Here is a 4,069-nt window from a genome sequence, read left to right on the forward strand (position 1 = left end):
CCCGACGACAACGCCGGCATCGCCAGCGGCATCAACAACGCGATCGCCCGTGCCGGCTCGCTCCTCGCGGTGGCCGCGCTCCCGGTGGCACTCGGGCTCAGCGGTGACGCGTACGCCGATCCGGTGGCCTTCGACGCGGCGTACGGGTCGGCGATGGTCGCCTGCGCGGTGCTGCTCGCCGCAGGTGGGGTGATCTCGTGGCTCACCATCCCGCGGCGGATGCCGCGGTGAGCCGCGGCCCCGGTGGTCGCGTCGCGGCGCGAGTCCGCTGATCTGCGCCCATGTAACATGCCAACGCGCCWGATCATCACCTTCTCGGGTCGCATGCACCGGTCCGCACCGTGACGAAAGGTCGAACGTGCAGCAGCCGTTCTCCTCGAGTCCGTGCTCCATCGCCGTGCAGTCGGTCATCCAGGTATCCGCGTCAGCACGGCTCGAGAGGATGCTGGGGGCACTGGACAACTCCGCCCGCCTCGGCAAGGCCGAGATGGTCTGCGACAGGTTCGTCGTCCTGCTCGGCGAAGCCTCGACAACACCGGTTCTGAACGACGATCTCCTCGATGCCCTGAGGGCGCGGTTCACGCACCTCGACGAGATCCGGTACGACGTGTTCGATGAGCGGGTGCGGGCGGCGAAGGGCCACAACGCACTCGCCGCGCTCGGCGACACGGACTTCATCGTCACCTGCGATCCGGGGGTCATCCCCGATGCACGCGCGCCGTGGCGCCTGCTGGGCACCTTCGACGAACCCACCACGGGCCTGGCGGAGGCCAAGCGGCTCCCGATCGAGCATCCCAAGGCCTACGACACAGGAACCGGCCACACCTCGTCGGCCTCCCTGGCGTTCGCGATGACGCCCCGCTCCCTGTTCGAGAAGGTCGGCGGCTTCGACGAGCAGACGTTCGTGGAGGAGGGCGCGGACGTGGACTACTCCTGGATGGTCCGCGAAGCGGGCTGTCACGTGGTCTTCCAGCCGGCGGCCATCGTGTTCACCGACGCGGTGTTCACCGAGGACGGCGACGAGGCCCCGACCTCCGAGGAGCAGATCGGCTCCGCCCAGGCGGCGCTCCTGCTGGCGCACAAGTGGTCGCGTGACGACGTCCTCGACGCCCTGCTCGCCGACTACGACAGGTCGTCGGTCCGGGCACTCCACGAGGCGGCCGACGTCTTCAGGGAGCGTCGCGACCGAGGACTACTGGTGCCTCGACGAGACGACGCCCATGAGATCGGCTACTTCCAGGACGGCTTCCATGCGGAGCATCGGTACAGGACATGAGGGATTCCGACGCGAGCGCCTCCGGCACGCCTGCCAGTACGCACGGCCACGTCCTCGACCTGCTGTCGGAGCACGTGGTGACCGGGCGACCTGAGGGAGCCGTCCACGTCGACCTTGGCTGTGGCGAGGGCCATCTGGCGGGGCCTGTCGGCGATCGCCTCGGCCTGGGTTACGTGGGGGCCGACGTCGACCCGAGGCGAGTGCAGGACCTCCGCGAGCGCGGCTACGAGGCTCACCAGGCGGACCTCAGCGATCCGGCGGCGTTCGATCGACTGGACCAGGTCCTCGGGGACCGGGTGGTCGCCTCCGTCACGCTCCTCGGAGGTCTCGAGCACGGGTCGCCCGCCCTGGCCTACGTGGGTCGACTGCTCGCCCGCGACGGCGGTGTTGCGGTGATCTCGGCCCCCAACGTCACGCACTACGACGTCGCGGTCAAGAACCTCCTCGGGAGGTGGGACGACCCAGATGTCGGGCGGCCGGACCGCACTCGTCACCCGCTCCACAGCGCCGCCTCGCTCGAGCGAGAGCTGCAACGCGGCGCCCTGGTCAGGGTCGCGGAGCGCAACATGGTGCTGCCGCACAGCGACCAGCACTTTCCTGAGGGCCACGTCGCCCTGTCCGAGAGCTCCACGATCGGCGACTGGCTGCGGGGCGTCCGCAATCAGGCCGAGCCCCATGCGACGACCACCGAGTTCGTGTGGGCCGTCACCGCGGCCGGGTCCGAGCAGGACGAGGTCTCGGCCGCGGACAGCCAGGGGGACGTCTTCCTCAGCGTCATCGTGCGCACGCAGGGGCGACGCATCCAGGAGCTGCGTGAAGCCCTCCTCGCCCTGGCCGGGCAGACCGTCACCGACTTCGAGGTCCTGGTGGTCGCGCACCGGACGGCGCCCGCGGAGCAGGCAGAGGTCCGACGGGTCATCGAGGAGCAGCCGGACTTCCTTCGGGACCGGATCCGGCTCCTCCTGCTCGACCGTGGCGAGCGGTCAGCGCCGCTGAACCTCGGTCTGGAGAACGCGCGCGGCCGGTACGTCAGTGTCTTCGACGACGACGACCTGGTGCTCGCCACCTGGGTGGTCGAGCTTGCTCATGCGGAGCGCGAGCACGCAGGCCGCATCCTGCGCGTCCGGACCGTGCGTCAGGACGTGACGACCACCGACGTCCACGGGTTGCCAGGTGTGAGGTCGACGGGTCCGCCGGAGTCCTGCTACAGCCGACACTTCTCGCTCTTCGAGCACGTCACGGCCAACCAGTCACCCCCGATCGGGTTCGTCTTCCCCAGGTCCCTCCACACCGACTTCGGCCTGTCGTTCGATGAGTCGATGACCACGATGGAGGACTATGACTTCCTCCTGCGTGCAGCGCAGATCACGGGCGTGACCACGATCGATCGGACCCTGGCGATATATCACTGGTGGCGCGACCGCCCCTCCTCGCGGACGGAGCACCCGCAGTCCGAGTGGGACGACAACCTCCAGGCCCTCTTCGGTCGCGTCGACGCGCGACCGATGCTGATGCCGACCGGTGAGACATGGATGATGCGGGACGCACGAGTGAGGCTCGACGCTGCGGAAGAGCTCGGGAAGCGCCAGCGGGCCCAGCTGGACGACGTGGAGGACAGGTTGGCCGGCGCGGAGGCCGAGGCAGCGCGCCTGCGCGTCCTGCTGGCCCGTGAGCATCAGCGCATCGCGCGGCCGCGAAGAAGTGTGGGGAGGGTCCGTGGCTGGCTCGAGAAACTGCGGGGCGACCAGTCCCCAAGCAGCGGGGAGGGCACCCCGCCACGTCGTCGTACGCCATAGAACGTCTCTCTGCGCGTGACGTGGTTTCGAGCGCCGCGCGGCTGAAAGCGCTGCGTCGACTCTGGGGATCCGGTCCGCGGTTCCGACCACGTGCCTACGCTGGGCTCCGGAGAGGGGGAGCAATGACGCGAGCACGACGCCTGGCTGCCGTACTGCTGGCCGCCGCGCTCTGTCTCGCCCTGACCACTGCGTGCAGCAACGGCGACCCGGTCGACGCCGCCGACGGCCCGGACCCTGGGACGACCGCATCCAGCAGCGCCTCACCCGAGCCGTCGGGCGACGGTGACGGCAAGAACGGCGCGACCGCCGTCCCGGTCGCCGACCCCGAGCACGCCGTCGACCCGCCGGGGAGGCGGACCGGCACGCTGGTCGGCCCCGACCTGCGCATCTACTCCAAGGAGCCGCTCAGCGACGAGCTGGTGAGGCGGATCTCGCGCTTCCGTCGCGTCGAGCGGGTCGAACGGCTGTCCCTCGGTGACTTCGGTGTGCAGAACGGCGTCATCACCGTCGCCGCGGTCGACCCGGCGACGTACCGCAACTACACGCCGTACGCGAGCGCGGAGCTCCAGGAGGTGTGGGACCGCGTGGCCGGCGGAGAGCTGGCCATCGACAAGGCCGTCGGACGCACGCTGCAGGACAAGGACGGCTACCTCAAGCTCGGCAACGACAAGGATGCCGCGCGCGTCCACATCGGGGCCTACGCCCCGCAGGTGCCGCAGGTGGACGCGGTGGTCAACGAGGAGTGGGGAAAGGAGCTCGGCATCGAGTCCGGCAACGCCCTGCTCGTCTACACCGGCATCAACTCACCCCGCGACGTGCGCAAGGACCTCGTCGACCTCGTCGGCGACGAGGCCTCCATCACCATCCTCGGCCCCAACCTCGATCCCGGCGCGACTCAGACCGCGGTGCTGACCGGTGGCTCGGTCGCCGACGCGGTCGGCACGTTCCGCTACACGGTGCTCGGCGCCGGCCGGATCGCGCCCGAGCAGTCGTGGGT

At 70.0% G+C, this 4,069-nt stretch carries 2 protein-coding genes and 2 pseudogenes; all 4 read left to right on the plus strand.

Annotated elements, in window-relative coordinates; translation table 11 throughout:
- A pseudogene (locus ACXJKL_RS16135) lies at nt 1–231 on the plus strand (MFS transporter); the annotation flags it as partial.
- A gap of 211 nt (nt 232–442) precedes the next feature.
- A complete protein-coding gene (locus tag ACXJKL_RS16140) occupies nt 443–1,276 on the plus strand; it encodes a glycosyltransferase family 2 protein (protein WP_457208045.1) in 834 nt (277 codons plus the stop codon).
- Entirely contained in the window at nt 1,273–3,072 is a 1,800-nt protein-coding gene (locus ACXJKL_RS16145) for a glycosyltransferase (RefSeq protein WP_457208046.1), read from the plus strand. Before ACXJKL_RS16140 ends, ACXJKL_RS16145 begins: the two co-directional genes overlap by 4 nt.
- A 122-nt stretch (nt 3,073–3,194) precedes the next feature.
- Nucleotides 3,195–4,069: pseudogene (locus tag ACXJKL_RS16150) on the plus strand (M15 family metallopeptidase); the annotation flags it as partial.

This window comes from Nocardioides sp. P5_C9_2 (assembly GCF_054049555.1).